This window comes from Pseudomonas sp. microsymbiont 2 (genome assembly GCF_054788395.1).
Map to the genome: position 1 here is coordinate 997,562 of NZ_CM139112.1, position 22,645 is coordinate 1,020,206.

19 protein-coding genes are annotated in these 22,645 nt (G+C 66.8%); 14 read left to right on the forward strand and 5 right to left on the reverse strand.

The features are described from left to right. The first annotated feature begins 18 nt into the window (after positions 1 to 18). Positions 19 to 2,421: a TonB-dependent siderophore receptor gene (locus ACYUME_RS04580; protein ID WP_460418180.1), complete on the forward strand. Its 2,403-nt coding sequence runs from the start codon at positions 19 to 21 to the stop codon at positions 2,419 to 2,421. Here the strand turns inward: ACYUME_RS04580 and ACYUME_RS04585 are convergent. Further along, on the reverse strand, positions 2,418 to 3,344 hold the full coding sequence (locus tag ACYUME_RS04585; protein WP_460418181.1) for a helix-turn-helix domain-containing protein: 927 nt from the start codon (positions 3,342 to 3,344) through the stop codon (positions 2,418 to 2,420). The genes ACYUME_RS04580 and ACYUME_RS04585 overlap by 4 nt on opposite strands. A gap of 227 nt (positions 3,345 to 3,571) precedes the next feature. On the opposite strand from ACYUME_RS04585, the gene ACYUME_RS04590 reads away from it, so the two are divergent. From ACYUME_RS04590 to ACYUME_RS04605, 4 genes are read left to right on the forward strand one after another with little or no spacing between them, the layout of a single operon-like run. Next, positions 3,572 to 4,471, forward strand: coding sequence for a DMT family transporter (locus ACYUME_RS04590; protein ID WP_460418182.1), 900 nt, complete (start codon positions 3,572 to 3,574; stop codon positions 4,469 to 4,471). Between the two features lie 47 nt (positions 4,472 to 4,518). Then, positions 4,519 to 6,021 carry a glucosyltransferase domain-containing protein gene (locus tag ACYUME_RS04595; RefSeq protein WP_460418183.1) on the forward strand — a complete coding sequence of 501 codons (1,503 nt, stop codon included), beginning with the start codon at positions 4,519 to 4,521 and terminating at the stop codon, positions 6,019 to 6,021. Continuing rightward, positions 6,018 to 6,386, forward strand: a complete 369-nt coding sequence (locus ACYUME_RS04600) for a GtrA family protein (RefSeq protein WP_279882939.1) — start codon at positions 6,018 to 6,020, stop codon at positions 6,384 to 6,386. Before ACYUME_RS04595 ends, ACYUME_RS04600 begins: the two co-directional genes overlap by 4 nt. Continuing rightward, a complete protein-coding gene (locus ACYUME_RS04605; RefSeq protein WP_279882941.1) occupies positions 6,383 to 7,321 on the forward strand; it encodes a glycosyltransferase family 2 protein in 939 nt (312 codons plus the stop codon). The genes ACYUME_RS04600 and ACYUME_RS04605 overlap by 4 nt, the downstream gene beginning before the upstream one ends. Before the next feature lie 46 nt (positions 7,322 to 7,367). Here ACYUME_RS04605 and ACYUME_RS04610 read toward each other — a convergent pair whose 3' ends face one another. Further along, positions 7,368 to 8,342 carry a 2-hydroxyacid dehydrogenase gene (locus tag ACYUME_RS04610; RefSeq protein ID WP_460418184.1) on the reverse strand — a complete coding sequence of 325 codons (975 nt, stop codon included), beginning with the start codon at positions 8,340 to 8,342 and terminating at the stop codon, positions 7,368 to 7,370. Positions 8,343 to 8,566: 224 nt separating this feature from the next. Continuing rightward, positions 8,567 to 9,514, reverse strand: coding sequence for a LysR family transcriptional regulator (locus ACYUME_RS04615; protein WP_460418185.1), 948 nt, complete (start codon positions 9,512 to 9,514; stop codon positions 8,567 to 8,569). Positions 9,515 to 9,694: 180 nt separating this feature from the next. Here ACYUME_RS04615 and ACYUME_RS04620 point away from each other — a divergent pair, with 180 nt between their 5' ends. Genes ACYUME_RS04620 through ACYUME_RS04635 form a run of 4 tightly spaced genes read left to right on the forward strand, consistent with a single transcriptional unit; the run spans position 9,695 to position 14,456 of the window. Beyond that, a complete protein-coding gene (locus tag ACYUME_RS04620; protein WP_460418186.1) occupies positions 9,695 to 11,221 on the forward strand; it encodes an efflux transporter outer membrane subunit in 1,527 nt (508 codons plus the stop codon). Then, the gene (locus ACYUME_RS04625; protein WP_279882950.1) at positions 11,218 to 13,395 is read left to right on the forward strand and encodes an FUSC family protein; all 2,178 of its coding nucleotides are present in this window, start codon (positions 11,218 to 11,220) and stop codon (positions 13,393 to 13,395) included. The genes ACYUME_RS04620 and ACYUME_RS04625 overlap by 4 nt, the downstream gene beginning before the upstream one ends. Next, positions 13,385 to 13,585 carry a DUF1656 domain-containing protein gene (locus ACYUME_RS04630; protein ID WP_028689551.1) on the forward strand — a complete coding sequence of 67 codons (201 nt, stop codon included), beginning with the start codon at positions 13,385 to 13,387 and terminating at the stop codon, positions 13,583 to 13,585. The genes ACYUME_RS04625 and ACYUME_RS04630 overlap by 11 nt, the downstream gene beginning before the upstream one ends. 10 nt (positions 13,586 to 13,595) lie before the next feature. Beyond that, positions 13,596 to 14,456, forward strand: a complete 861-nt coding sequence (locus ACYUME_RS04635) for an efflux RND transporter periplasmic adaptor subunit (RefSeq protein WP_460418187.1) — start codon at positions 13,596 to 13,598, stop codon at positions 14,454 to 14,456. A 181-nt stretch (positions 14,457 to 14,637) separates the two neighbouring features. Here the strand turns inward: ACYUME_RS04635 and ACYUME_RS04640 are convergent, their stop codons facing one another. Both ACYUME_RS04640 and ACYUME_RS04645 read right to left on the reverse strand, forming a co-directional pair. After that, positions 14,638 to 15,414 carry an enoyl-CoA hydratase gene (locus ACYUME_RS04640; protein WP_460418188.1) on the reverse strand — a complete coding sequence of 259 codons (777 nt, stop codon included), beginning with the start codon at positions 15,412 to 15,414 and terminating at the stop codon, positions 14,638 to 14,640. Between the two features lie 15 nt (positions 15,415 to 15,429). Then, the gene (locus tag ACYUME_RS04645) at positions 15,430 to 15,894 is read right to left on the reverse strand and encodes a universal stress protein (RefSeq protein WP_279888264.1); all 465 of its coding nucleotides are present in this window, start codon (positions 15,892 to 15,894) and stop codon (positions 15,430 to 15,432) included. Between the two features lie 170 nt (positions 15,895 to 16,064). Between ACYUME_RS04645 and ACYUME_RS04650 the strand changes: the two genes are divergently transcribed. The 5 genes from ACYUME_RS04650 (at position 16,065) to ACYUME_RS04670 (ending at position 22,504) form a co-directional block, all read left to right on the forward strand. Beyond that, positions 16,065 to 16,970: a LysR family transcriptional regulator gene (locus ACYUME_RS04650; RefSeq protein ID WP_279888262.1), complete on the forward strand. Its 906-nt coding sequence runs from the start codon at positions 16,065 to 16,067 to the stop codon at positions 16,968 to 16,970. 501 nt (positions 16,971 to 17,471) lie between these two features. Further along, positions 17,472 to 19,028, forward strand: coding sequence for an MFS transporter (locus ACYUME_RS04655; RefSeq protein WP_460418189.1), 1,557 nt, complete (start codon positions 17,472 to 17,474; stop codon positions 19,026 to 19,028). A gap of 32 nt (positions 19,029 to 19,060) precedes the next feature. Continuing rightward, complete coding sequence (locus ACYUME_RS04660; protein WP_279888266.1) at positions 19,061 to 20,143, forward strand: HlyD family secretion protein; 1,083 nt, start codon at positions 19,061 to 19,063, stop codon at positions 20,141 to 20,143. Further along, entirely contained in the window at positions 20,140 to 21,606 is a 1,467-nt protein-coding gene (locus ACYUME_RS04665; protein ID WP_460418190.1) for an efflux transporter outer membrane subunit, read from the forward strand. The genes ACYUME_RS04660 and ACYUME_RS04665 overlap by 4 nt, the downstream gene beginning before the upstream one ends. 103 nt (positions 21,607 to 21,709) lie before the next feature. Beyond that, positions 21,710 to 22,504, forward strand: a complete 795-nt coding sequence (locus ACYUME_RS04670; protein ID WP_279888256.1) for an SDR family NAD(P)-dependent oxidoreductase — start codon at positions 21,710 to 21,712, stop codon at positions 22,502 to 22,504. Positions 22,505 to 22,645: the final 141 nt, after the last annotated feature.

Here is a 22,645-nt window from a genome sequence, read left to right on the forward strand (position 1 = left end):
TCTCACAGGTCAGCGTCCATGAAGTTCTCCCCGCGTTGTGTCCCGCTCTGGTTCGGTCTCTGTTCCTTGCCCGCGATGGCCGTCGCGCCCCAGGCCCTGGCCGCGCAGCAGAGCCAGGCCTACCGCTTCGCCCAGCCAAGCCAGCCGCTGGCCCAGGCGCTCAATGCCTTCAGTCGCGCCACCGGGCAGAGCGTGGTCTACACCTTGGCGCTGCCCGACCTGCAGGCCCCGGCCTTGAACGGTACCTTCGATGCCGAGCAGGCCCTGCAGCAATTGCTCGGCGGTTCGGGCCTGGCCTGGCGTCGTCTCGACGCCCGTACCCTGACCCTGGAGCCCATGGACACTTCCGGCGCGCTCAAGCTGCAGGCGATCAATATCGACTCCCAGAGCGACAGCTACAGCTACCAGCCGCCGACCAGTGCCTCGATCATGCGCGGCCAGGGCCCGACCCTGGATATCCCCCAGGCCATCAACGTGGTGCCGGCCCAGGTGATCCGCGACCAGGCGCCGCGCAACCTCGACGACGCGCTGTACAACGTCAGCGGCATCACCCAGGGCAACAACTTCGGTGGCACCGCCGACACCGTGATGAAGCGTGGCTTTGGCGACAACCGCGACGGCTCGATCATGCGCGATGGCATGCCGATCGTGCAGGGCCGCGCGCTCAATGCCAGCACCGAGCGGGTCGAGGTGCTCAAGGGGCCGGCCTCGCTGCTGTACGGCATCCAGGACCCGGGCGGGGTGATCAACGTGGTCAGCAAGCGTCCGCAGCTCGAGCAATACAACGCCCTGACCCTGCGCGGCTCGACCTACGGCAGCGGCAAGAACGGCAGCGGTGGTGGCCTGGACAGCACCGGCGCGCTGGGCGACAGCAACCTGGCCTACCGGCTGATCGTCGACCACGAGGACGAGGACTACTGGCGCAACTACGGTGTGCATCGCGAATCGCTGGTGGCGCCGTCGCTGGCCTGGTACGGCGAGGATACCCAGGTGGTGCTGGCCTACGAGCACCGCGAGTTTCTCTACCCGTTCGACCGCGGCACCGCCTTCGGCAGCGATGGGCACCCGCTGAACATTCCCGCCACCCGCCGTCTCGACGAGCCGTTCAACGACATGCAAGGGCGCTCCGACCTGTACCGCCTGGAGGTCGATCACCAACTGGCCGACGACTGGAAGCTGCATTTCGGCTACAGCTTCAACCGTGAGACCTACGACGCCAGCCAGGTCCGCGTGACCGGGGTGGATGAACGCAGGGGCACCCTGACGCGCAGCATCGACGGCACCCAGGGCGCCATGAGCCGCGATCAGTTCGCCACCCTCAGCCTCAACGGCAGCGTGGAGCTGGCGGGCATGCGCCACGACCTGGTGCTGGGCGCCGACCACGAGGACCGCAAGGTCTACCGCGCCGACCTGATCCGCCAGAACAGCCGCTCGACCTTCAGCTACCTCGACCCGGTCTATGGCCGAGAAGTGCAGGGCACCACCGTGCGGGCCAGCGACAGCGACCAGACCGACAAGCTGCGCAGCGACGCGCTGTTCCTGCAGGATGCCTGGCACCTGGACGAGCACTGGATCCTGGTGGCCGGCGGGCGCTTCCAGCAGTACGACCAGTACGCCGGTCGTGGCCGACCGTTCACCGCCAACACCGACACCAGCGACCAGACCTGGGTGCCCCATGCCGGCGTGGTGTACAAGGTCGACGAACAGCTGTCGTTCTATGGCAGCTACAGCGAGTCGTTCAAGCCCAACTCGACCATCGCCCCGCTGAGCATCGGCGGTGGCCGCACGCTGACCCTGGACTCCGGCGTCGCGCCGGAAGAGGGCAAGTCGTGGGAAATCGGGGCCAAGCTCGATGTGCCGGGCGCGGTGACCGGTACCCTGGCGCTGTTCGACATCACCAAGCGCAACGTGCTGGTGGCCGATGGCGACAGCCAGCCCGGCACCATCCTCTACAGCAACGCCGGCGAGGTGCGTTCGCGAGGTGTCGAGCTGGACTTGAGCGGCCAGCTCAGCGAGCGCTGGAGCCTGATCGGCGCCTATGCCTTCACCGATGCCGAGGTGACCAAGGACCCGCAGCTCAAGGGCAATCGCCTGCAGAACGTCGCCCGGCACAGCGGTTCGCTGTCGGCGGTGTACGACTACGGCAGCCTGTTCGGCGGCGACAACCTGCGCCTGGGCGCCGGTGCCCGCTATGTGGGCGAGCGGGCCGGCAATGCGACCAACGATTTCGAGCTGCCGGCCTACACCGTGGCCGATGCCTTCGCCAGCTACGAGACCAAGCTGGACGAGCACAAGGTGCGTCTGCAACTGAACGTGAAGAACCTGTTCGACAAGGTTTACTACAGCTCGGCGGTGAACCGTTACTTCGTTGCGGTGGGGGATGCGCGGCAGGTCAGTCTGTCGAGCACGTTCGAATTCTAGATCGCCGGGACCGCGTTGCGGTCCTTTCGCGGCACAAGGCCGCTCCTGCAACTGGCGAACGCCGCCCGATACTCCCCCGGCGTCGCGCCCAGCACCTGGCGGAAGCGGTTGCTGAAATGGCTGGCGCTGGCGAATCCGCACGCCAGCGCCACCTCGCCCAATGGCAGCGCGTCCAGGCGCAGCAAGCGGCACGCCCGCTGCAGCCGTCGGGCCAGCAGGTACTGGTGCGGCGGCAGGCCGAAGCTCGCCCGGAACATCCGCGCGAAGTGGTATTCGGACAGGTTGCAGCGCAGCGCCAGCTCGCCCAGCGTCAGCGGCTGGTCGAGGTGGGCTTCGATGTAGTCCACCAACTGCCTGCGTTGGTACGGCGCCAATCCGCCCTTGAGCTTGAGGCCCTGGCGCAGCCCTGCCTGGTTGAGCACCGCGTGGTCGATGATGTCGTGGGCCAGGCTGCTGGCCAGCAAGCGTTCGCCGGGCTCGGCCCAGTCCAGGGTGATCAGCTCACGGAAGCGCCGGGCCTGTTGGGGTTCGTCGAGAAAGGTTTCTTCGCGCAGTTGCATCTCTCGCGGTTCGCGGTCCAGCAGACGGGTACAGCCGAGGGCGAACTGCGCCTCGCTGATGTACAGGTGGGCCAGGCGGATCGGGCCGTTGACCACCCAGTTCGACTCGTGGCCGGCGGGCATGATGCACAGCTTGTCCGGCGCGCCCTTGTCGGCCGGACGCTGGCGGCGGAAGGTGCCGGTGCCGTCGGCGATGTAGCAGGACAGGGTGTGGTGGCTGGGGGCGTGGTAGTCGCGGGCGTCGTCGCGGTTGCTCCACAAGGCGGCCGCCAGTCCGTCGCCCAGGTGCGCGCTCAGCTCCAGCCGGGCGTTGGGCGAGGCGTGCATGGCGTTGAAGACGTGCAGGTGATCGAGTGCGGGCATGGGCGGTTCCTCTGCTGGCCATCGTACTGCGCTGGCGCTGGGATGGCAGCTACCCAGGGAGGAAAAGCGCAAGTTTATGCAAGCGGCAACACAGGGTGTGCAGGGAGACTGATCACACAATCGTGTGGCCCATTTCGCGGGCAAGCCCGCTCCCACGGGGATGGCGCAATACCTGTGGGAGCGGGCTTGCCCGCGAAGGGGCCGGTCCTGGCAATAGAGGTATCAGCATGAACCTGTCGCTCTACCTGCTCACCGTCCTGATCTGGGGCACCACCTGGATCGCCTTGAAACTGCAGCTGGGCGAGGTCGCCATCGCGGTGTCGATCGTCTACCGCTTTGCCCTGGCCGGGCTCATCCTGTTCGCCTTCCTGCTGCTCACCCGCCGCCTGCAACCGATGGACCGGCGCGGCCACCTGGTGTGCCTGGCCCAGGGCTTTTGCCTGTTCTGCGTCAACTTCATGTGTTTTCTCACCGCCAGCCAGTGGGTCGCCAGCGGCCTGATCGCCGTGGTGTTCTCCACCGCGACGCTGTGGAACGCGATCAATGCGCGGATCTTCTTCGGTCAGAAGATCGCCGCCAACGTGATTGGCGGTGGCGCGATGGGGCTGCTGGGGCTGGGGCTGCTGTTCTGGCCGGAGCTCTCCCATCATGCGGCCAGCCGCGAAACCCTCTACGGGCTGGGTCTGGCCTTGCTCGGCACGCTGTGCTTCTCGGCCGGCAACATGCTGTCCAGCCTGCAGCAGAAGGCTGGCCTCAAACCACTGACGACCAATGCCTGGGGCATGCTGTATGGCGCTTCGATGCTGGCGGTGTACTGCCTGGTAAGCGGCATTCCCTTCACCATCGAGTGGAACGCGCGCTACATCGGTTCGCTGCTGTACCTGGTGATCCCGGGCTCGGTGATCGCCTTCACCGCCTACCTGACCCTGGTCGGACGCATGGGGCCGGAGCGGGCGGCCTACTGCACGGTGCTGTTCCCGCTGGTGGCGTTGAACGTGTCGGCGTTTGCCGAGGGCTACGAGTGGACTGCGCCGGCGTTGCTGGGGTTGGTGGCGGTGATGGCGGGCAATGTGCTGGTGTTTCGCAAGCCCGTGGCCAGGTCCGCGCCGCCCGCGCTGGCGCGGTGAGAGAGGCTGGCTAGACTTGCCCGGATGTTTTCGTCTGGGGAAAGGGAATGTCCTGCGCTTCATCCTGGAACAGGCCGCTGACGCCGGTGCAGCTCTGGCTGCTGTGCTCGGCGGCATTGGCGCTGCACATCCTGCCATTGCTCATGGCCGACATGCCGTTCCTGGACGACTTCGCGCGCCAGCACCTGGCCAGCAATGATTGGGGGCATGTAGGGCGGCCGTTGGTGGTCGCCCTGTTCGCCGCGCTCAGTTTCGCGCCGGGGGCGGTGAACCTCTACCCGCTGCCGCTGCTGCTGGCCGTGCTGCTCACGGGCGATGCCCTGGCGCGCCTGGTACGGCACTGGTTCGCCACGCCGACGCTCAGCGCCGTGCTGGTGGTGCTGCCGCTGTGGTACCAGCCGTTCTTTCTGCAGAACCTTTCGTACCAGTACGACGGCGCCACCATGGCCCTGTCGCTGGCGGCCTGCGCGTGGGCCATCGTCCTCGGCGCGCAGCCGCTGCGCGGCTGGCTCTACGGGGCGCTGCTGGTCGCGATGGCGGCCGCGCTGTACCAACCCGCTGTGAACCTGTTCGCCGCATTGTGTGGCCTCGAGGCGATGCGCCGGGTCATCGAGGGCGCCAGGCTGGCGCTGATCGGTCGGCGTGTCGGCGCGCGCCTTGGCCAGTTGCTGCTCGGCTGTCTGTTGTACTACGCCAGCAGTGCCTGGATGGTCAGCTCGAGCCGTGCCGGGCTGCTGGCGTTTGATGGCCAGTGGCTGGGCGAGGTCGGCCATCGGCTGGCGGCCACGGTCGATACGGTCGGCCTGCTGGTCACCCCGGTGAGCGCCTGGATCTTCGCCGCGCTGATCCTGCTGGCGTTGCTGGCCCTGGGGCGGCATCTGCTCGCCGTGTGGCGTCGCCCGTTGCCTGGGCGCGAGCGCCTGGGCCTGAGCCTGGCCTTGTTGTTGCCGGTGCCGCTGGTGCTTCTGTGCGTGCCTGGCCTGATCCTGCTGCTGGCGGAGTTCGAGCAGACGGTGCGCGTGCTGCTCGGGCTGGGAGCCTTCCTGGCGCTGCTGGCGTACCTGGCCCATGACACGCTGGCCGGGCTGCCACGGATCCGTGTGCTGGTGCTGGCGATCCCGGTGTTGTTCATGCTCTCGTATGCCTATGCCTATGGTCGTGTGCTGGTGTTGCAGAAGACCTTGCACCAGTCGATCGCCCAGGCCCTGGCCCACGATCTGTCATCCACGCCGGCGCTGCAGGGGGCTAGGCATCATTACCTGCTGGGGTTCTGGCTGAAGCAGCCCTGGATTCCGGCAGCCCAGGGCACGTTGCAGGCGATGCCGGCGATCGCCAGGATCCACGCCTACAACTACCTGGTATTGCCCGAGATGCTGCCGCGGATGGGCATCGGCGACTTGCACACCTTCTATGGCGGCGCGCCACTGGATCGCCAGCAGGTGCTGGCGAGCAGCCCTGCGCCAGAGGTTTCCAGCCGCTTCTACGATATCCATCTGGTCGGCGACGCCGCCTATGTGCTGGTGCATCCGGCGCAGGATACGGGCCAATGAGCCTGTCGCGTTTCATCCGCTATGGCCTGGTCGGCGTCGGCAACACCCTGGCGCACTGGCTGGTGTTCCTGGGCCTGCACCTGGGGCTGGGGCTGCGCCAGGCCGGCAGCAACCTGCTGGGCTTCGCCGTGGCGGCGAGCCTGTCCTACTACATGAATGCCCACTTCACCTTCGCCGTGCGCCCCAGCCGTCGGCGCTATGTGCTGTTCCTGCTGGGGATGGGCGGCCTGAGCGTGGCCATCGGCGCTTTCTCCGACCATGCCGAGCTGTCGCCCTGGCTGACTTTGGTAACCTTCTCCCTGGTCAGCCTGGTGGTGGGCTACGCCTATTCGCACACCGTGGTGTTCAGACGGAGAACCCCATGAACATTACCCTGGTGGTACCGGTATACAACGAGCAGGAGACCCTGCGGCGCTTCTACCAGGCCGTGCGCGCCGAGCCGTCGCTGCGCGACAAGACGGTGGAGATCGTCTTCGTCAACGATGGCAGCAGCGACGACACCGAGGCCATCTGCGCGGAGCTGGCCGCCGGCGACGAGTGGGTCACGGCGATCAGCTTCTCGCGCAACTTCGGCAAGGAGTCGGCGTTGTTCGCAGGGCTGGAGTATGCCGAGGGCGATGCGGTGGTGCCGATCGATGTCGACCTGCAGGACCCGATCGCAGTGGTGGCGCAGATGATCGAGCGCTGGCAGGGCGGGGCCGACGTGGTCCTGGCCAAGCGCCGCAGCCGCATCGCCGACACGCGTTTCAAGCGCTGGACGGCGCGGCTCTACTACCGCTTGCACAACGCCATCGCCTCGATGCCCATCGAGGAGAACGTCGGCGATTTCCGCCTGCTCGATCGCAAGGTGGTCGCCGCCATCCGGCAGATGCCGGAGCAGCAGCTGTTCATGAAGGGCGTGCTGTCGTGGGTGGGCTTTCGCACCGAGATCATCGAGTACGACCGCCAGGAGCGCGCGGCGGGCAACAGCAAGTTCGGCTTCTGGCGCCTGTGGAACCTGGCGCTGGACGGCATCACCTCGTTCAGCACCGTGCCGTTGCGGCTATGGACCTACCTCGGTGGCGGGGTTTCGCTGGTCGCCTTGGTCTATGCGGCGTTCCTGGTGATCGACAAGCTGGTGTTCGGCAACGACCTGCCGGGGTATCCGTCGCTGATGGCGGCGATCCTGTTCCTGGGCGGGGTGCAACTGATCGGGATCGGCATCCTTGGCGAATACATCGGGCGGATCTACCAGGAGACCAAGCACCGGCCGCGGTATGTGGTGCGCAAGGTACTGGGCAGGCGGCGGCAGCCTCGATGATGCATCGCGGGGCAAGCGCGTTCTCACGAGCCCCGCGATGAAGGTTTCAGTGTTTCCACACCTGGGGGTTCACCAGGTCTCGCGGCCGCTCGCCCAGCAGCGCCGCACGCAGGTTGTCCATGGCGCGGTTGGCCATGGCCTCGCGGGTCTCGGCGGTGGCCGAGCCGATGTGCGGCAGGGTCAGGGCGTTGGGCAGCTTGAACAGCGGCGAATCGCTCAGCGGTTCCTTTTCGTACACATCCAGCCCGGCACCGCGAATCGTGCCGTTCTGTAGCGCCTCGACCAGCGCCGCTTCGTCCACAACCGGCCCACGGGCGACGTTGACCAGGAACGCGCTGGGCTTCATCAGTTTCAGCTCGCGGGCACCGATCAGCTTGCGAGTGGCCTCGGACAGCGGCACTACCAGGCAGACGAAATCGGCTTCGCCCAGCAGTGCGTCCAGGCTGCGGAACTGCGCGCCCAGCTCCTGCTCCAGCGCAGTCTTGCGGCTGTTGCCGGTGTACAGCACCTGCATGTTGAAGCCGAAGTGGCCACGGCGGGCGATGGCGGCGCCGATATTGCCCAGGCCGACGATGCCCAGTTTCTTGCCGTGCACGTCGCTGCCGAATTGCGCCGGTCCCACGGTGGCCTGCCATTGCCCGGCCTTGGTCCAGGCGTCGAGCTCGGCGGTGCGGCGGGCGCAGCCCATGATCAGGGCGAAGCCCAGGTCGGCGGTGCTTTCGGTGAGCACGTCGGGGGTATTGGTCAGGGCGATGCCGCGCTCGTTGAAGTAGTCCAGGTCGTAGTTGTCGTAGCCGACCGAGACGCTGGACACCACCTCCAGCTTGCCCGCGCCTTCGAGCTGCGCCCGGCCGAGCTTGCGGCCGACGCCGATCAGGCCGTGGGCCTCGGGCAGGGCTTCGCTGAACTGGGCAGCGATGTCACCGAGTTTCGGGTTGGGCACGATCACGTTGAAGTCTTGCTGCAGGCGTTCGGCCATGGCCGGGGTGATGCGGCTGAAGGCCAGGACGGTCTTTTTCATCGGGCTGCTTCTCTGCAAGGCGGGTGATGGAGTCGGGCAGAAGAGCGGGGCCGCTGTGCGGCCCTTTCGCGACGCAAGGCCGCTCCTACAGGTGTCGCGTAACCCTGTAGGAGCGGCCTTGTGTCGCGATGGAGGGCGAAGCCCTCCCATGTCCCTGTCTGCCAGACGCTGGAATCAATGGTTAGCAACCTACCATTGTCCCCACCCCCAATGCACCGGCTTTTTCAGTTGGCGATCAGCAGCTCGTGGGTCTTCAGGTCGGCCTCATGGGCGGCAAGAATCTCCGGCAGCGAGTTGCGCAGGTACTCGACCCAGGTCTTGATCTTCGCATCCAGGTATTGGCGCGATGGGTAGATCGCGTACAGGTTCAGCTCCTGCAGACGATACTCCGGCATGATCCGCACCAGGCTGCCATCACGCAGGCCATCGATGGCGGTGTAGATCGGCAGCACGCCCACGCCCATGCCGCTGCGGATCGCGGTCTTCATCGCGTCCGCCGAGTTGACCTGGAACGGCGAGCTGGTGATGTTGACCATCTCCTGGCCTTCCGGCCCGTCGAACAGCCACTTCTCCAGCGGGATCACCGGGCTGACCATGCGCAGGCAGGCATGCTGGAGCAGGTCGGCCGGTTTGTGCGCGCTGCCGTGGCGGGCCACGTACTCGGGCGAGGCGCAGACGATGCTGTAGGTGATGCCCAGGCGCTGGGAGACGAAGCCCGAGTCCGGCAGCTCGCTGGCCAGCACGATGGACACGTCGTAGCCCTCGTCCAGCAGGTCGGGCACGCGGTTGGCCATGGTCAGGTCGAAGGTCACGTCCGGGTGCGACTCGCGGTAGCGGGCGATGGCATCGACCACGAAGTGCTGGCCGACGCCGGTCATCGAATGCACCTTCAGCTGCCCGGCCGGGCGCGCATGGGCATCGCTGGCCTCGGCTTCGGCCTCCTCGACGTAGGTGAGAATCTGTTCGCAGCGCATCAGGTAGCGCTTGCCTGCTTCGGTCAGCGCGATGCGCCGGGTGGTGCGGTTGAGCAGGCGGGTTTGCAGATGGGCTTCCAGGTTGGAGACCGCCCGCGACACGTTCGCGGTGGTCGTATCCAGTTGCGCGGCGGCAGCGGTGAAGCTGCCGAGCTGGGCGACGCAACTGAAAGCACGCATGTTTTGCAGGGTGTCCATGGGTCACTCTCGGTTTAGAGGACAAAATTGTGACATGAAGTAACGCAAATGCACGTCCGACTAAAGCCGGATTATCGCTGTTTTGGTAACAAAGATTCGCAGGAATATACGCTTATCGCCAATGAAACCCGCCCCTAGAATTGCTCGGCCCCTCCACCTCTTCCTCGGGAAATCGCCGCTGTGCCGCGTCGCAACATCAGAGCGCTCCATGCGCTCAGTGCCTGTGCCCTTTGTCTCACCTTGAGCGGCTGTATCGGAACCTGGGGCATTGCCCCGCAAAGCAAGACAATCCAAGCCAATTCACTCGCCACCGACGAGGCCATCCGCGAAGCCGCGCGCGATGCCAACTGGCCAGCCCAGCAATGGTGGCGCGGCTATGGCGATGCCCAGCTGAACGACTGGATCGCCCTGGCCCTGGCCGGCAGCCCGAGCATGGCCATGGCCGCCGCCCGGGTGCGTGAAGCCAAGGCCATGGCCGGCGTGGTCGAGTCGGCCGAGAAGCTGCAGGCCAATGGCAACGCCACGCTCAAGCGCCACAACTGGCCCGAGGATCAGTTCTACGGCCCGGGCGCGCTGTCCGGCGCCAATACCTGGGACAACAATGCCGCCATTGGCCTGAGCTACGCGCTGGACCTGTGGGGCCGCGAGCGCAACGCCAGCGAACAGGCCGTGGACCAGGCGCACGTGAGCGTCGCCGAGGCGCGCCAGGCCCAGCTGGAGCTGGAGAACAACGTGGTGCGCGCCTACATCCAGCTCAGCCTGCATTACGCCCGACGCGATATCGTCCAGGCCGAGCTGGCGCAGCAAGAGCAGATCCTCGCCCTGGCCAAGCGCCGCCTCGACGGCGGCATCGGCACCCATTTCGAGGTCAGCCAGGCAGAAGCGCCGCTGCCGGAGACCCATCGGCAGATCGACAGCCTCAACGAGGAAATCGCCCTGACCGGCAACCAGTTGGCGGCCCTGGCCGGCCAGGGGCCGGGGCAGGGCGCGAAGCTGCGACGCCCGACCCTGACCCTTGGCGCGCCGCTCACCTTGCCGTCGAACTTGCCCGCCGAACTGGTCGGCCAGCGTCCCGACGTGGTCGCCAGCCGCTGGCAGGTGGCGGCCCAGGCCCGTGGCATCGACGTGGCCCATGCCGGCTTCTTCCCCAATGTCGACCTGGTCGGCGGCCTCGGCTTCATGGCCACCGGCGGCGGACCGCTGGAGTTTCTCACCGGGCGCAAGTTCAACTACAACGTGGGGCCTGCCATCAGCCTGCCGATCTTCGACGGCGGCCGCCTGCGCTCGCAACTGGGCGTGGCCTCGGCCGGCTATGACATGGCCGTGGCGCGCTACAACCAGACGGTGATCGGCGCGCTGAAGAACATCTCCGACCAGCTGATCCGTCGCGAGTCGATGAAGGAACAGGCGCATTTCGCCGCAGAAAGCGTGGCTGCCGCGCAGAAGACCTACGACATTGCCACCGTCGCCTTCCAGCGTGGCCTGACCGATTACCTCAACGTGCTCAATGCGCAGACCCTGCTGTTCCGCCAGCAACAGGTGCAGCAGCAGGTGCAGGCCGCGCGCCTGACCGCCCACGCCGAGCTGGTCACCGCCTTGGGCGGCGGCCTCGAGGCGGGCAAGGACGTGCCCGATCAAGAGCGCCAGGCCGCGCCGAGAACCCCGGCCACCCTGGCCATCTTCGACCAGCCGGATCACGCCGAATGAGCACACTGAGCTTGCCCTTGCGCTGGCTGCGGAGCCTGGAGTGGCGCCGGGGCTTCTTCGCCTGGGCGCGTACCGATGGCGTCACCTGGGTCTACATCTTCAAGGTGCTGGCCGCCGCGTTCATCACCCTGTGGCTGGCCATGCGCCTGGAGTTGCCGCAGCCGCGCACGGCGATGATCACCGTGTTCATCGTCATGCAGCCGCAGAGCGGCCATGTGTTCGCCAAGAGCTTCTACCGCGTGCTTGGCACCCTGGCCGGCTCGGCGATGATGGTCGCGCTGATCGCGATCTTCCCGCAGAACACCGAGCTGTTCCTGCCCAGCCTGGCGCTGTGGGTCGGCCTGTGCTCGGCGGGGGCCATGCGCTACCGCACCTTCCGCGCCTATGGCTTCGTGCTGGCCGGCTACACGGCGGCGATGATCGGCCTGCCGGTCCTGCAGCACCCCGACCAGGCGTTCATGGCGGCGGTATGGCGGGTGCTGGAGATCGCCCTGGGGATTCTCGTCTCGACCTTCGTCAGCGCCGCGATCCTGCCGCAATCGGCCAGCGCCGCCATGCGCAACGCCCTGTACCAGCGTTTCGGCACCTTCGCCGGGGTGGTGGTCGAGGCCCTGCATGGCGACAGCCAGCGCGACCGCTACGAGACCAGCAACGTGCGCTTCGTCGCCGAGGCGGTGGGCCTGGAGAGCCTGCGCAACGTCACCGCCTTCGAAGATCCGCACATGCGTCGGCGCTCTGGCCGGCTGGTGCGCATGAACAGCGAGTTCATGGCCATCACCACGCGCTTCAACGCTCTGCACCGACTGCTCGAACGGCTGCGTGCCCGTGGCCCGTTGCAGATCGTCGGCGCCATCGAGCCGGGGCTTGCGACCCTCGCCGAGCTGCTCGAGCCTTATGTGGGGCGCGCCCTGACCGACGCCGACGCGCTGCGCCTGGCGCTGGAGCTGGGCAGCTACAAGGAAGGCCTGCAGGCGCAGGTGCGCGGCTTGCGCGCCCAATACCTGCAAACCAACCCCAGCGAATCCGACCTGCTCGACTTCCATACCGCCTTCGAACTGCTCTATCGCTTCGTCGACGAGATGTACAGCTACGCCGAGACCCACGCTTCGCTGGCCGTGCACAAGCACGAGCGCGAGCAGTGGGACGAGCCCTACGTGGCCCAGACCAGCTGGCTGGTGTCGCTGGCCGCCGGCGTGCGCGCCTCGGCGGTGCTGTTGTTGCTGGGCAGCTACTGGCTGCTCAGCGACTGGCCCAGCGGCGCGATGATGACCCTGATCGCCACGGTCACCGTGGGCCTGTCGGCGGCCTCGCCGAACCCCAAGCGCATGTCGTTCCAGATGGCCTGCGGCACGGCGCTCGGCGCGTTCATCGGCTTCTTCGAGACCTTCTTCGTGTTCCCCTGGATCGACGGTTTCGCGCTGCTGTGCATGGTCCTGGCGCCGGTGTTCGTGCTCGGCGCGTTCCTTGCGTCACGCCCGGCTTACGCGGGTTACGGCCTGGGCCTGCTGGTGTTCTTCGCCATCGGTTCGGTGCCGAACAACCTGACCGTCTACGACCCCTACACCTTCATCAACGACTACATCGGCATGGTCATCGGCATGTTCGTCTGCGCCGCCGCCGGGGCGATCATCCTGCCGCCCAACAGCCGCTGGCTGTGGAGCCGCCTGGAGCAGGCGCTGCGCGAACAGGTGCTGTTCGCCATCGGCGGGCGCTTGCGTGGGCTGGGGTCGGCCTTCGAGAGCCGCACCCGCGACCTGCTGCACCAGGCCTATGGCCTGGCCGCCGGCAAGCCGCGGGTGCAGAGCGAGCTGATGGGCTGGATGTTCACCGTGCTGGAGATCGGCCACGCGATCATCGAGCTGCGCAAGGAGCAAGCCCGCGCGCCGGTCCATCCGGCCTATGCCGAGAGTCAGCCCTGGCGCCAGGCTATCCGCGTGATGGGCCGGGCCCTGGCGCGCTTGTTCCTGCAGCCCAGCGCCAGCAACCACGAGCGCGCCCTGGTGGCGGTGGATCATGCCATCAGCCGTGTGCAGGCCACCGACGAACCCTTCGCCCGGCACTTCGACACCTCGGTGCTGCGCCGTGCGCAGAGCTACCTGCATTTCATCCGTTCCTCCCTGCTCGACCCACAGTCGCCGCTGGCACCGGCGAAAGGAATGCACCATGCCCCGTGAGATCGCCTTCCATGGCGTGTACATGCCCACCATGACCTTGATGTTCCTGTTCGCCCTGGGCCTGGCCTGGGGCCTGGACCGGTTCATCGCCAGCGTGGATGGCTATCGCTTCTTCTGGCACCCGGCGCTGCTGCGCCTGTCGCTGTTCGTCTGCCTGTTCGGCGCCCTGGCGCTGTCGCTCTACTGGTGAGAATCCTTCGATGAAAAAGTTTTTCAGCCTGATCGCCACCCTGCTGGTGCTGGTCGCTGCCGTGGTGATCGGTCGCCAGTTGTGGCTGCACTACATGACCACGCCGTGGACCCGCGACGGTCGGGTGCGCGCCGACATCATCAATGTCGCCGCCGATGTGCCGGGCTATGTGGTCGATGTGCCGGTGCTGGACAACCAGCGGGTGAAGAAGGGCGACGTGCTGATGCGCATCGACCCCGAGCACTACCAGCTGGCGGTGGACCAGGCCAAGGCCATGGTCGCATCGCGCAAGGCCACCTGGGAGATGCGCAAGGTCAACGCCAAGCGCCGGGCCGATATGGACAACCTGGTGATCTCCAAGGAGAACCGTGACGACGCCAGCAACATCGCCAACTCGGCCCTGGCCGACTACCAGCACGCCCAGGCGCAACTGGCCGCCGCCGAGCTGAACCTCAAGCGCACGCAGATCGTCGCCACCGTCGATGGCTACGTGACCAACCTGAACATCCACCGGGGCGACTACGCGCGTACCGGCGAGGCGGTGATGGCGGTCGTGGACGAGCATTCGTTCTGGGTCTACGGCTTTTTCGAGGAGACCAAGCTGCCCCATGTGAAAGTGGGCAACCAGGCCGAGCTGCAGATGATGAGCGGCGAGCGCCTCAAGGGGCATGTAGAAAGCATCGCCCGGGGTATCTACGACCGTGACAACCCGCAGAGCCGCGAGCTGATCGCTGACGTAAACCCGACCTTCAACTGGGTGCGCCTGGCGCAGCGGGTGCCGGTGCGCATTCATATCGATGAGGTGCCCGAGGGCTTCCTGCTGGCGGCGGGGACCACCTGCACCGTGGTGGTCACGCCGGACAGCGATTGACTCGCTTTGGTGCCGGGTACCTCGGGCGCTTGCTTCGCGGGTGAACCCGCTCCCACAGAGAGAGCGCATGGCCCGAGGTCCGTGGGAGCGGCTTCAGCCGCGAACACCGGCGTAGCCGGTGCCAGCCACCGCGTCGCCTGTTTCGCCAGCAAGGCTGGCGCCTACGGTTTGGCGCCGGGGCTCAGCGGTGCATGAACTGCGGGGCGCGTTTCTCGGCGAAGGCGGCCATGCCTTCCTTCTGGTCGTCGATGGCGAAGGTCGAGTGGAACAGCCGGCGCTCGACCCGCACGCCTTCGCTCAGGTTGCTCTCGAACGCGTGGTTGACCGCTTCCTTGGCCATCATGGTCACCGGGCCCGAATAGCCGGCAATGCGCGAGGCGGCCTGCAGCGCTTCGTCGAGCAGCGTGGCGTCGCTGACGCGGCGGCTGACCAACCCGCAGCGTTCGGCTTCCTCGGCATCCATGGTGCGCCCGGTCAGCACCAGGTCCATGGTCTTGGCCTTGCCGATCGAGCGCGCCAGACGCTGGCTGCCGCCGGCGCCGGGGATGGTGCCGATCTTGATTTCCGGTTGGCCGAAGCGGGCGCTTTCAGCGGCGATGATCATGTCGCACATCAGCGCCAGTTCGCAGCCACCGCCCAGGGCGTAGCCGGCCACCGCGGCGATGCTCGGCTTGCGGAAGCTGGCCAGGCGCTCCCAGTTCACCGTCACGAAGTCGCTGGTGTAGACGTCCATGTAGCTGCGATCGCGCATGGCCTTGATGTCGGCGCCGGCGGCGAACACCGTGTCGCCGCCGGTCAGCACCAGGGCGCGCACGCTGCGGTCCTGCTCCAGGCGCTCGAGCACGCCGGCCAGTTCCTCCATCAGCTCGACGCACAGGGCGTTGAGGGCTTCGGGGCGGCTCAGGCGCACCAGCGCGACGGCGCCGAACTGTTCCAGTTGCAGGTAGTCGAGTTTCATCCGTGTCGTCTCGGTTCAGTGGCGTGGGGATTGGTGGCGGGCGTCGATGAGCACCGGGCAGCTGGCTTCGTCGATGACCTTGCTGGCGATCGATGGATCGAGCATGCGTTTGAGGCGTGACAGGTGGCGGTGCCCCATGACGATCAGGTCGCTGTTGCGTGCCTTCGCCACCTTGATGATGGCTTCGGCCGGTTCGCCGACCTCCTGGCTGCCGGTGGTCGAGAAGCCCGCCTGTTCGAAGGCCTGGATGGCCTGTTGCACGATCTTGTCCGCGTGCAGCTGCTCCTGGGCGGCGGCGGGGTATTCGGTGCGGTCGAAGCTGCTCAGGCGCTGGTCGAACTCTTCCAGGGCATAGGCGCTGTCGACCGCCAGCAACACGTGCAGCAAATGCTGCTCGGTATCGCAGAAGCGCTTGACGGTGTCGAGGATGCCGAGGCTGTGCGAGGTGCCATCGATGGCGATCAGTACCGACCTGAACATGCTTGTGGGTCCATTGTTTATGTACAAGGCAGGTATTCTTGAGAATGCATGCAGCCGGGTAAATGGTGTGCGGCGCAATCACATGTTGCGTCGTATGCAAAGGCAGGAAAGTCGGCAAAGACTGGTAATATTGCAGCGGATTCACTGAAATTCTTGAATGGATGCTTACCATGCACTTTCCGGATATGAACCTGCTGGTCGCGCTGGATGCGCTGCTCGACGAAGGCAGCGTGGTCGGGGCGGCACGCCGCATGAACCTCAGCCCGGCGGCCATGAGCCGCACCCTGACACGAATCCGCCATGCCGTCGGCGACCCGATTCTGGTGCGCGCTGGCCGTGGCCTGGTGCCCACGCCCAAGGCCATGGCGCTGCGCAGCCAGGTGCGCAGCGTGGTCGAACAGGCCGGCCAGGTCTTCAGCTCCAGCGACGAGGTCGACCTGCCGACCCTCGAACGTTCTTTCAATCTGCGCGCCAACGATGTGTTCATCGCGCCGTTCGCCACGCCATTGCTGGAAACCATGCGCCGGCAGGCGCCGCGCACCGTGCTGCGCTTCGTCCCGGAGGGCGAGGGCGGTGACGAGGACGAAAGCCTGCGCGACGGGCGACTGGACCTGTATATCAGCGCCACCCGCAACCTGGGGCCGGAGATCAAGGTGCAGAGTCTGTTCTCCACCACCTTCGTTGGCCTGGCCCGGGTCGACCATCCGATCTTCAGCGACGAGATCACCCCGGAGCGCTTCGCCGCCTATGAGCAGATCAGCGTGTCGCGGCGCGGTCGTGCCACCGGCCCGATCGACCAGGCCCTGGCGGGCATGGGCTTGAGCCGGCGAGTGGCATTGATCACGCCGAGCTTCCACTCGGCGATGTTCTCGTTGCCCGAGTCCGACCTGTTGCTGCCGTTGCCGCAGCATGTGCTGCTCAGTGTGGCGCGGCTGGGGCTGCCGTTGCGCTCGTTCCGGATCCCGATCGCGCTCGAGTCGGTGGCCATCATGCAGGCCTGGCACCCGCGCTACGACAACGATCCGGCGCATCGCTGGCTGCGGCAGACGCTCAAGGAGTGCTGCAGCAGGCATTGAGTGAGGGGCGTTTGCGGCGCCCCTGTAGGAGATCGCCCAGCCCTTTGGGGTTGGGCTGTCGCGCAGGGAACCGTTATCCCTGTGGGAGCGGGCTTGCCCGCGAAGCAGGCGCCACGGTTCCTGGCACCGGCTTCGCCGGTGTTCGCGGGCAAGCTAAATCAATGAGTTATGGTTTGTTCCATGAGAGCGGCCTTGCCGAGGCGTCGGACCGGCCGGAAAGGGCTGCGCAGCAGACCCTGGCGGGTATTGCCGGAACCGCCATGCGCCCCTTTCGCGGCGCAAGGCCGCTCCTGCAGGGACATGCGTGGGGCCGGGGCATAGGGCACTTATGATTAAGTGACTTGATTGTTGCATTGCATGCAGCACAAAGCTGCGAATATGTCAGTTTTCGTCAGCATTGCGCCTCCCTAGACTTGCCGGGTATCTATTTTCCCGGAGTTCCAAAGCCATGCGTGCCTATCTGCCTTGTCCCGCCCCAGCCCGTAGCGCCGGGGCCAGGCCATGACTTCGCTGGCCGTCACGGCTACCGCCGCGGCAGCGGCCCCGGCCCCGGCCCCGGCCCCGGCCAAGCCGGCCGCACCCCCGGCGTTCGGTCCGCGCATCGTGGTCGGCCTGGTCGGCGTGTTGCTGGCGGTACTGTGCGCCGGCCTCAACGAGATGGTCACCAAGATGGCCCTGGCCGATATTCGCGGCGGCATGGGCATCGGCGCCGACGAAGGCTCGTGGCTGGTGGCGCTGTATTCGGCGACCTCGGTGTCGGCCATGGCCTTCGCGCCCTGGTGTTCGGTGACCTTCTCCCTGCGCCGCTTCACGCTCTGCGCCATCGGCGCCTTCGCCGTGCTCGGCCTGCTGTGCCCGTTCGCGCCCAACCAGGAAACCTTGATGGTGCTGCGCACCCTGCAAGGCTTCGCCGGTGGTGCCCTGCCGCCGATGCTGATGAGCGTGGCGCTGCGCTTCCTGCCGCCGGGCATCAAGCTCTATGGCCTGGCCGGCTATGCCCTGACCGCCACCTTCGGTCCCAGCCTGGGCCTGCCGCTGGCGGGCCTTTGGACCGAATACGTCGGTTGGCAGTGGGCGTTCTGGCAGATCATCGTGCCGTCGTTGCTGGCCATGGCCTGCGTGGCCTGGGGGCTGCCGCAGGACCCGCTGCGCCTGGAACGCTTCAAGCAGTTCGACTGGCGTGGCCTGTTGCTGGGGCTGCCGGCGATCTGCTCGATCGTCATCGGCCTGTCCCAGGGCGACCGCTACGGCTGGTTCAACTCGCCGATGATCTGCTGGCTGCTGGGCGGCGGCCTGGCGCTGCTGGTGCTGTTCATGATCAACGAGTGGTCCCACCCGCTGCCGTTCTTCAAGTTGCAGATGCTCACCAACCGCAACCTCACCCACGCCCTGATCACCCTGGGCGGCGTGCTGGTGGTGCTGTCGGCGGTGATCATCATTCCGTCGAGCTTCCTGGCCCAGATCCAGGGCTATCGCCCGGCGCAGACCGGCCCGGTGATGCTGCTGGTGGCGCTGCCACAATTGCTGGCCCTGCCGCTGACGGCGGCGCTGTGCAACATCCGCGCGGTGGACTGCCGCTGGGTGCTGGCCATCGGCCTGGGCATGCTGGCGGTGTCCTGCTTCGGCGGCACCTTCGTCACCTCGCAATGGATCCGCGACAACTTCTACGTGTTGCAGCTGTTCCAGATCTTCGGCCAACCCATGGCGGTGATCCCGCTGCTGATGCTCGCCACCGGCGGCATGACGCCGCAGGACGGCCCGTTCGCCTCGGCCTGGTTCAACACCATCAAGGGCCTTGCCTCGGTGGTCGCCGCCGGAGTGCTGGACGCGCTGACCACCAGCCGCCGGCATTTCCACTCGAACATGCTGGTGGACAACCTGGGCAACTCGCCGCTGGTCGACGGCAACGCCGCGGGCCTGGCCAAGCGTATTCACGAACAGGCTGTGGTGCTGACCTCGGCTGACCTCTACCTGTGCATGGCACTACTGGCGCTGGCGCTGATCGTGCTGATTCCCTTCGTGCCTACCCGAATCTATCCACCCCGCGCGGTGGCATAGCGTTCTTGTTGAGAGAGAAAGACATCATGACCATGAGTAAAAACCAGAAATTGGCCTTGATCGCGGCGGCGGTCATCGTCGTCGGCGGCATCGCCTCTACCGCCTTGCCGTCGCTGTTCGGCGGCGGGGGCGTGCAGTCGACCAACGACGCCTACGTGTCGGCGGACTACACCGTGGTGGCCCCGAAAGTGGCCGGTTTCATCACCCAGGTGCTGGTGGAGGACAACCAGCAGGTCAAGGCCGGACAGACCTTGGCGCGCATCGACGACCGCGATTTCCAGGCCGCCCTGGCGGCGGCCGAGGCCCAGGCGCAGATGGCTCGCGCACAACTGCAGAACGCCAAGGCCACCCTGGAGCGCCAGGCTTCGCTGATCTCCCAGGCCGAGGCCACGGTGGCCGCCGACAAGGCCGAGCTGGCCTTCGCCAGCCACGAGCTGACCCGCCACACGCGCCTGGCCGAGCAGGGCGCCGGCACTGTGCAGAACGCCCAACAGGCGCGCAGCCGGGTCGACCAGGCCCAGGCGCGCTCGACCAACTCCAGCGCGGCCCTGGCGGCGGCGCGCAAGCAGACCGACATCCTCAGCGCGCAGCTGCAGGCTGCCGAGGCCGGGCGCAAGCATGCCGATGCGACCCTGGACCGCGCGCGGCTGGACCTGTCCTACACCACCATCGTCGCACCGATCGACGGCATGGTCGGCGAGCGCGCGGTGCGCATCGGCTCCTACGTGCAGCCAGGGGCGAAGATGCTCTCGGTAGTGCCGTTGCAACGTGCCTACGTGATCGGCAATTTCCGCGAGACCCAGCTGACCCACGTACTGCCTGGGCAGCGCGTGGAGGTGAGCGTCGACACCTTCCCCGGCGAGCGCCTGCGCGGGGTCGTGCAGAGCGTCGCGCCGGCCACCGGCCTGACCTTCGCGGCGGTCAAGCCGGACAATGCCACCGGCAACTTCACCAAGGTGGTGCAGCGTATTCCGGTGAAGATCGTCTTCGACGCCGACCAGCCGCTGTTGCAGCGTCTGCGCGTGGGCATGTCGGTGATCGCCGACATCGATACTCGCAGCGAAGGCGGCCAGGATGCCCGGGGCAAGGCCAACCAGGAGGTCAGCGCCCGATGAAGCTTGCACGCACCGGCACGCCCTTGCTGTTGGGCGCTACCCTGGCCTTGAGTGCCTGCACCCTCGGACCGGACTTCCACAAGCCCGCCCCGAGCGCCCCGGCGACCTGGCCCGAGTTGCAGGAAAAGGCTGCGCCCAGCCAGCCGCAAAGCACGCCGCTGGAGGCCCGTTGGTGGGAGACCTTCCACGACGCGCAGCTGACAGCGCTGATCCAACGCGCGGTAGACCGCAACCTGGACCTGCAGATCGCCACCTCGCGTTTGATGCAGAGCCGCGCGCTGCGCATGAGCATCGCCTCGGCGCAGTACCCGTCGGTGGACGTCAACGCCGGCTACAGCCGGGCGCGCAACAGTGCCGAGGGGCTTTCCGACCCGTCCGGCAAGGGCGGCAAGTCGGCCTTCAACCTGTGGCAGGGCGACTTCGTCGCGGCCTGGGAACTGGACCTGTGGGGGCGCGTGCGCCGCGAAGTGGAAGCGGCCGACGCCAGTGTCGAGGTTGCCGAGAACGATCGCCAGGGCGTGCTGTTGTCGCTGCTGGCGGAAACCGCCAGCACCTACATCCAGCTGCGCTCGGTGCAGAGCACGCTCGGCGTGGTGCGCGAGAACCTCGACGTGTCCCGGCACTCGCTGCGCCTGTCGCAGATGCGCCTGAACGACGGCGTGGCGACCAACCTCGATGTGGCCCAGGCCGCCGCCCAGGTGGCCGCGGTCGAGGCACGCCTGCCGACCCTCGAAGAGCGCCAGGCCCAGCTGATCAACGCCCTGAGCCTGCTGGTGGCCGAGCCGCCGCGCAGCCTGCAGCGCGAACTGCTGACCCCGGGCGAGCTGCCGCGCACCGCCCAGCGCTTCGCCATGGGCCTGCCATCGGAGCTGGCCGAGCGTCGCCCCGACATCCGCCAGGCCGAGGCGCGGCTGCACGCGGCCACCGCCAGCATCGGCGTGGCCAAGGCCAACTTCTACCCAAGCATTCGCCTGTCCGGCAGCGCCGGCTTCCAGTCGATGCAACTGTCCGACTTCGGCAACTGGGACGCGCGGCGCTTCGCCATCGGGCCACAGTTGAATCTGCCGATCTTCGAGGGCGGGCGCCTGAAGGGCGTGCTCGAGCTGCGCGAGGCGCAGCAGCAGCAGGCGGCATTGCAGTATCAGCAGACGGTGCTGCGCGCCTGGCATGAAGTCGACGATGTGCTGCGCCAGTACAACGCCAGCCAGTTGCGCCGCGACCTGCTCGAGGAAGCGGTGCGCCAGAGCCGGGTCGCCCTGGACAACGCCAAGCGCCAGTACGTGGAGGGCGCGGTGGACTTCCTCAACGTGTTGACGGTACAGAGCGCGTTGCTGGCCAACCAGGAGCAGTGGGTGCAAAGCAGCGCCGCCACTTCGCTGTCCATGGTGGGGCTGTACAAGTCCCTGGGCGGCGGTTGGCAATCGTTCGCGCCGGTATTGCAAGCCAAGGTCGAACGCGATTGAACACAGCGGTCAAACAGCCATGAGGCACGCCGCCAACAATGCTCGCGTTGTTGGCGGCGTGTCGTTTTGGGGAACAGAAGTCATCCAGAAAAAGGACGCAGGTATGAATATTTCCTTGCACGGCAAGCGTGCGATCGTCAGCGGTTCCACGGCCGGAATAGGGTTCGCCGTCGCCTTCGGCCTGGCCGAGGCGGGTGCGGATGTGGTGATCAACGGCCGCGATGATGGCCGGGTCAGACGCGCCATCAAGAAAATCACCGACAAGCTGCCAGGCGCCAAGGTGTCCGGCGTGGTGGCGGACCTTGGCACGGCCGAGGGGGTGAAGAAGCTGTTCGCCAAGGAGCCGGAAATCGACATCCTGGTGAACAACCTGGGCATCTTCGAGCCCAAGGGCTTCTTCGAGATCAGCGACGAAGACTGGCAGCGCTTCTTCGAGGTCAACGTGATGAGCGCGGTGCGCCTGTCGCGTCACTATGCCCAGGGCATGAAGGTGCGCAACTGGGGCCGGGTGCTGTTCATGTCCAGTGAATCGGCGCTGCAGATCCCGACCGAGATGGTCCACTACGGCACCACCAAGACCGCGCTGCTGGCGGTGTCCCGCGGCCTGGCCGAGACCCTGGCCGGCACCGGCGTGACGGTCAACGCCGTGTTGCCGGGGCCGACCCGTTCCGAAGGCGTGGGTGGTTATTTCGAGAAGATGGCAGATGAGGCTGGCAAGCCGGTGGAAGAGCTGGAGGCCAGCTTCATCGCCGAGCACCGATCCAGCTCGATCATCAAGCGCCTGGCCACGGTCGAGGAGGTCGCCAGCCTGGTGGTCTACCTGGCTTCGCGTCAGGCCAGCGCCACCACCGGCGCGGCCATGCGCGTGGATGGCGGGGTGGTGCGTTCGATCGCCTGATGCAAAAAAGCCCGGGTGGCGATGCCGCCCGGGCCGTGTCTCTTGTGTGCGGCGTCAGCCGCGAGGCAGATAATTCGGTGGCAGGCACCCGCTGTGCGGGTGTTCGCGGCTGAAGCCGCTCCCACAGAGATCACACCGACC

What these genes read in the sequence shown, in the direction of transcription:
- ACYUME_RS04580 (WP_460418180.1), top strand. Translation starts at nt 19, where the DNA reads ATGAAGTTCTCCCCGCGTTGTGTCCCGCTCTGGTTCGGTCTCTGTTCC.
- ACYUME_RS04585 (WP_460418181.1), bottom strand. Translation starts at nt 3,344, where the DNA reads ATGCCCGCACTCGATCACCTGCACGTCTTCAACGCCATGCACGCCTCG.
- ACYUME_RS04590 (WP_460418182.1), top strand. Translation starts at nt 3,572, where the DNA reads ATGAACCTGTCGCTCTACCTGCTCACCGTCCTGATCTGGGGCACCACC.
- ACYUME_RS04595 (WP_460418183.1), top strand. Translation starts at nt 4,519, where the DNA reads ATGTCCTGCGCTTCATCCTGGAACAGGCCGCTGACGCCGGTGCAGCTC.
- ACYUME_RS04600 (WP_279882939.1), top strand. Translation starts at nt 6,018, where the DNA reads ATGAGCCTGTCGCGTTTCATCCGCTATGGCCTGGTCGGCGTCGGCAAC.
- ACYUME_RS04605 (WP_279882941.1), top strand. Translation starts at nt 6,383, where the DNA reads ATGAACATTACCCTGGTGGTACCGGTATACAACGAGCAGGAGACCCTG.
- ACYUME_RS04610 (WP_460418184.1), bottom strand. Translation starts at nt 8,342, where the DNA reads ATGAAAAAGACCGTCCTGGCCTTCAGCCGCATCACCCCGGCCATGGCC.
- ACYUME_RS04615 (WP_460418185.1), bottom strand. Translation starts at nt 9,514, where the DNA reads ATGGACACCCTGCAAAACATGCGTGCTTTCAGTTGCGTCGCCCAGCTC.
- ACYUME_RS04625 (WP_279882950.1), top strand. Translation starts at nt 11,218, where the DNA reads ATGAGCACACTGAGCTTGCCCTTGCGCTGGCTGCGGAGCCTGGAGTGG.
- ACYUME_RS04630 (WP_028689551.1), top strand. Translation starts at nt 13,385, where the DNA reads ATGCCCCGTGAGATCGCCTTCCATGGCGTGTACATGCCCACCATGACC.
- ACYUME_RS04635 (WP_460418187.1), top strand. Translation starts at nt 13,596, where the DNA reads ATGAAAAAGTTTTTCAGCCTGATCGCCACCCTGCTGGTGCTGGTCGCT.
- ACYUME_RS04640 (WP_460418188.1), bottom strand. Translation starts at nt 15,414, where the DNA reads ATGAAACTCGACTACCTGCAACTGGAACAGTTCGGCGCCGTCGCGCTG.
- ACYUME_RS04645 (WP_279888264.1), bottom strand. Translation starts at nt 15,894, where the DNA reads ATGTTCAGGTCGGTACTGATCGCCATCGATGGCACCTCGCACAGCCTC.
- ACYUME_RS04650 (WP_279888262.1), top strand. Translation starts at nt 16,065, where the DNA reads ATGCACTTTCCGGATATGAACCTGCTGGTCGCGCTGGATGCGCTGCTC.
- ACYUME_RS04655 (WP_460418189.1), top strand. Translation starts at nt 17,472, where the DNA reads ATGACTTCGCTGGCCGTCACGGCTACCGCCGCGGCAGCGGCCCCGGCC.
- ACYUME_RS04660 (WP_279888266.1), top strand. Translation starts at nt 19,061, where the DNA reads ATGAGTAAAAACCAGAAATTGGCCTTGATCGCGGCGGCGGTCATCGTC.
- ACYUME_RS04665 (WP_460418190.1), top strand. Translation starts at nt 20,140, where the DNA reads ATGAAGCTTGCACGCACCGGCACGCCCTTGCTGTTGGGCGCTACCCTG.
- ACYUME_RS04670 (WP_279888256.1), top strand. Translation starts at nt 21,710, where the DNA reads ATGAATATTTCCTTGCACGGCAAGCGTGCGATCGTCAGCGGTTCCACG.